The 3,856-nt window shown below is 68.3% G+C and carries 5 protein-coding genes; 1 reads left to right on the top strand and 4 read right to left on the bottom strand.

Annotation, left to right across the window (positions count from 1 at the left end; genetic code table 11):
* Positions 1–267 precede the first annotated feature (267 nt).
* Positions 268–630, bottom strand: coding sequence for a response regulator (locus tag VNW53_RS11785; RefSeq protein ID WP_325555859.1), 363 nt, complete (start codon positions 628–630; stop codon positions 268–270).
* A gap of 151 nt (positions 631–781) precedes the next feature.
* Complete coding sequence (locus VNW53_RS11780) at positions 782–1,522, bottom strand: PEPxxWA-CTERM sorting domain-containing protein (protein ID WP_325555858.1); 741 nt, start codon at positions 1,520–1,522, stop codon at positions 782–784.
* 248 nt (positions 1,523–1,770) lie between these two features.
* Between VNW53_RS11780 and VNW53_RS11775 the strand changes: the two genes are divergently transcribed.
* On the top strand, positions 1,771–1,947 hold the full coding sequence (locus VNW53_RS11775) for a hypothetical protein (RefSeq protein ID WP_325555857.1): 177 nt from the start codon (positions 1,771–1,773) through the stop codon (positions 1,945–1,947).
* Between the two features lie 42 nt (positions 1,948–1,989).
* Here the strand turns inward: VNW53_RS11775 and VNW53_RS11770 are convergent, their stop codons facing one another.
* The gene (locus tag VNW53_RS11770; RefSeq protein WP_325555856.1) at positions 1,990–2,790 is read right to left on the bottom strand and encodes an enoyl-CoA hydratase/isomerase; all 801 of its coding nucleotides are present in this window, start codon (positions 2,788–2,790) and stop codon (positions 1,990–1,992) included.
* 125 nt (positions 2,791–2,915) lie between these two features.
* A partial coding sequence (locus VNW53_RS11765; RefSeq protein WP_325555855.1) for a diguanylate cyclase occupies positions 2,916–3,856 on the bottom strand: 941 nt, incomplete at its 5' end.

The raw sequence follows: 3,856 nt of genomic DNA, 5'->3' as shown, positions 1-3,856 counted from the left end.
TGAAGCCGGGCCGCAATCCCTGGTTGCCGGACTTCGTGAGCGAGCTGGCCGCGGAGGCATAGGGTCGACCGGGTCTCGGCTTCGTCGGGCGCGCTTTCAAATTCAAAAGGCGTCGCCTAGCTTTCGCCGGACGACGCCCTGGCGCAATCCCGGAGCCTGAGGGTTCGGAAACGCGCGGCGCGAATATCGCGCAACAGCGTTATCAGAGCCACAAATCCTAGGTTGCGGCGCCGCCGGATCGCCGCCGGCCCTTCGGCCGGCGCAGGTCTAGGCCGCGCAGGCGCGGTCGCAGGCTTCGGCCAGGGCGCGGCGGGTGAGGGGCTTGTCGACCACCGGGGCGGCGGTCTTCCCGGTCAGCATGTCGGCGTTGCCGGTCACATAGATGTGCGGCACGGGGCCGAGCTTCTCGGTGATGGCCGCGACGGCTTCGACGCCGGTGCCGCCCAGGATGCGCAGGTCGGCCGTGACCAGGTCCGGCCGGTGGGCCAGGGCGCTTTTCACCGCGTCGGCGGGATTGTCGACGATGTCGCAGCTCTCGAAGCCGAAGTCGTACAACAGGCTTTCGACCTCGAGCGCGATGAGGATCTCATCCTCTATGATCAGGGCGTGGCGGCCGGCGAGACGATCCATCATGGGACCAAGGTAAACAACGGTGCCGAGGGTGCGACAACCTGTCCATTCTCACGCCCTAAACCGTTGACGCAACGCTAAAACGAATACCCCGGGTCTCTCGACGACGGGGGATTCGCAAGAATTGCGGACGGACGGACGGACGGACGGCTCAGGCCAGGGCGGGTTGCTGGCGGCGCCGGCGCAACAGGGCGCCCACGCCGCCAAGGCCCAGGATCATCATCGCCCAGGCGCCAGGCTCGGGGACGCCGGGGCCGATCACCGGCGGTGCGTCGGTCAGGAGCCTGACCTGATCGGCGTTGAGCGCGGTGTCGTAGGTGCGGACATAGTCCACGAACCCGCTCGAAGCCTCGCCTTGCCCGGTGACGTGGTCGTCGACGAACAGGTTGAGCGTGTCCTGGATCACCGAGTCGCCGATGCCGTCGGTGTACTGGATGGCCTCGACGCCGTTGATGTAGCCGGTGGTCACGCCCCCGCTGTTGCGGGTCAGGACCACATCGACGAGGGTTCCCGGGTTGATCGCGCCCACGGCTCCGAAAGCGTCATTGTAGAAGACCAGGGCGGTGTTGAGGTTGTAGAGGCCGTTGTCCGAGGCGAGGTCCTTGAAGTCGAGGATCTTCCGGTAGCCGGTGGTCTGGTCGAAGTCGAACCGCGTGGCGATCGTGTAGACGCCGGTGTTGCTGTAGCCGCCGATGGCGAGCCCCTGGTTGGCGCCGAAGGTGACGCCCGAAGCGCCCAGGGTTCCGCCATTGCTGACGATGTCGGCGCCGCCCGCAGAGTCGTGCAGGTTGCCGTTGAGTTCGTAGTCGTGGATCAGGGTCGCGCTCGCGGTCGAGGCGAACAGGACGGCGGAAGCGAACACTGCGCCGGCGGCGGCGAATTTGGCGAACATCGCAATCACCCCATCAGGGCCGCGGATTTCCGCGGCGTTCTTTCCAGGCCCGGACTAAAAAAATACCCGCGTTCTCTCGGAGTCCATCCCCAAAATGGCGGTTTTGGGCCTCCAAGCCCTTGATCTATGTCGGTTAATCGCCTCTCAGGGGAATCTGCCGTGAGGCGACTCGCGCGACAAGGGAGGGTGGGCGACCCTGCTCGCGTCGCGCGCGGTGACTTGCGCGCCGCCGCGGGCCATCATGGGCGATGGACTCCGAACGACCGCCAGACGTTGACGCCGACTACCGGGTGGTGCACGGGCCCTGGCCGCGATGGGCGCTGCAGCTCAGCCTGCTGAAGCTGGCGCTGCGCAGCGCCGCGATCGTTCTGGCCCTGTGCCTGGTCGCGGTGGCGATCGCGTTCGCAGTGGTGCGGACGCGCTAGGGGCGGTCGGTCATCGTCCCAGGGCCGGGTTCGTGGACCTGCTCAGCGGCCCTTGAACTCGGCGGGGCGTTTCTGGACGAAGGCCATGATGCCTTCGCGGGCGTCCTCGGTGCGGGAGGCGTCGCCCTGCACATAGGCCTCGGCCTCGACCTGGTCGTGCCAAGCGGCGTCCATGGAGGCCCAGATCAGGTTGCGGGTGTAGCCGAGCGAGATCGGGCCGTCGGCAAGCTGGGTCGCGAGCGCCATGGCCGTCGGCATCAGCTCCGCGTCGGGGACGCAGCGGTTGATCATGCCCCACTCGAGCGCGGTCCTGGCCGGCAGCTTCTCGCCCAGCAGGGTCAGCTCCATGGCCCGGGCCTTGCCCACCAGCCGCGGCAGCAGGTAGGTCGCGCCGCCGTCGGGCACCAGGCCGATGCGGCGGAAGGCCTGCAGGAAATAGGCGCTCTCGGCGGCGACGATCAGGTCGCAGACCAGGGCCAGGGAGGCGCCGACGCCGGCGGCCACGCCGTTGACCGCGGCGACCAGGGGCTTGGGCGACTTCCGGACCGCGCTGACGAAGGGGTTGTAGACCTTGATCAGCGACTGATTGGGGCCGGTGGGGTTTTCGGTGATCCGCCCGCCGCCGCCGGACAGGTTGGCGCCGGAGCAGAAGCCGCGGCCCTCGCCGGTGAGCACGATGGCGCGGACGGCCGGATCGGCCACGAAGCCCTGGAAGGCCGCGGTCAGGCCGTCCATCAGCTCGACCCCGGCGGCGTTCAGCGTGGCGGGGTCGTTGAGGGTGATGATGCCGATCTTGCCCTGGACCTCGGTCCGGACCTTTGCGGGCGATTGGGCGCCGTCCATGGGAATTCCTCCAGCTCGAGACTATCGCTCGATCTAAAGGACTTTACCCTTGCGGAAGCCTAGCTGAAAGCGTTGCGCCGGCCGGCGCCCGCTCATTCAGGCGAAGGCCGGATGAGTTCCAATCCCTAGGCCGCGGCGACCACCGCCGCCATGGCCTGGGCCGCGGTGGTGCGGTTGCGGCCGGCGTGCTTGGAGGCGTAGAGCGCCGCGTCGGCCCGCTCCACCAGGCTCATGGCGGTCTCGCCGGCGATCCGCTCGGCATAGCCGGCCGAGACGGTGATGGTGCCCAGATCCTCGTTGGTGGACCGTCGCTTCAGGGAGCGCGACGAGACCTCCTCGCGGATCTCCTCGAGCACGGCCTTGGCGGTGCGGCCGTTCTCGGCCGGGAAGATGATCGCGAACTCCTCGCCGCCGTAGCGGGCGGCCATGCGCGGCGTCGCCCCCATGCGGCCGATGACGCTGGCCACGTAGCGCAGCACCTGGTCGCCGATCTGGTGGCCCCAGGCGTCGTTGAAGCCCTTGAAATGGTCGATATCGATGATCGCCAGCGTCATGCCCTGGCCAACGGCGTCGGCGTGCTCGCAGGCGCTTTCGAGGCCTTCGTCGAAGGCCTTGCGGTTGGCCAGGTTTGTCAGGCCGTCGGTCATGGCGTCGCGGCGCACCTGGTCGAGGCTTTCACGCAGGCGGCCGAGCTCGGCGGTGGTGTCGGCGAGTTGGCTTTCCAGGGCCGCGTTTTCGCCCTGCGCCTTGCGGGTGGCGGCGGTCAGGTCTTCGACCACCGACTTGACCGTGTTGGCGTCGTCGTCTTCCAGGCGACCGGAGGCGATGGCCAGTTCATGGCCGTATTCCTCGCTGGACCGCTGGGCGGCGTCGATGGCGGCGGTGACCGACTGCAATTCCTTGGACAGGACGTCGCCGGCTTCCAGGATGTCGCCGTTCAGCTTGGCCTCGGGCAGGAACTGGGCGGCCAGGGCCTCGCCGACGGTCTCGGTGATCGCCTCGCCAGCCGCCAGCAGGCGGTCGATCTCCTGGGCGAGGGCGCCCTCCTTTTCGGAGACGTAGTGAA

The sequence above is a fragment of the Phenylobacterium sp. genome (assembly GCF_035569475.1).
Classification (GTDB): Bacteria; Pseudomonadota; Alphaproteobacteria; order Caulobacterales; family Caulobacteraceae; genus Phenylobacterium.
Note: the sequence above shows the minus strand (reverse complement) of the source record. Positions and strands in the feature narration are given on the sequence as shown.

Excerpts from the sequence above, each read along its gene's own strand:
- VNW53_RS11785 (WP_325555859.1), bottom strand. The coding sequence starts at position 630 with ATGGATCGTCTCGCCGGCCGCCACGCCCTGATCATAGAGGATGAGATC.
- VNW53_RS11780 (WP_325555858.1), bottom strand. The coding sequence starts at position 1,522 with ATGTTCGCCAAATTCGCCGCCGCCGGCGCAGTGTTCGCTTCCGCCGTC.
- VNW53_RS11775 (WP_325555857.1), top strand. The coding sequence starts at position 1,771 with ATGGACTCCGAACGACCGCCAGACGTTGACGCCGACTACCGGGTGGTG.
- VNW53_RS11770 (WP_325555856.1), bottom strand. The coding sequence starts at position 2,790 with ATGGACGGCGCCCAATCGCCCGCAAAGGTCCGGACCGAGGTCCAGGGC.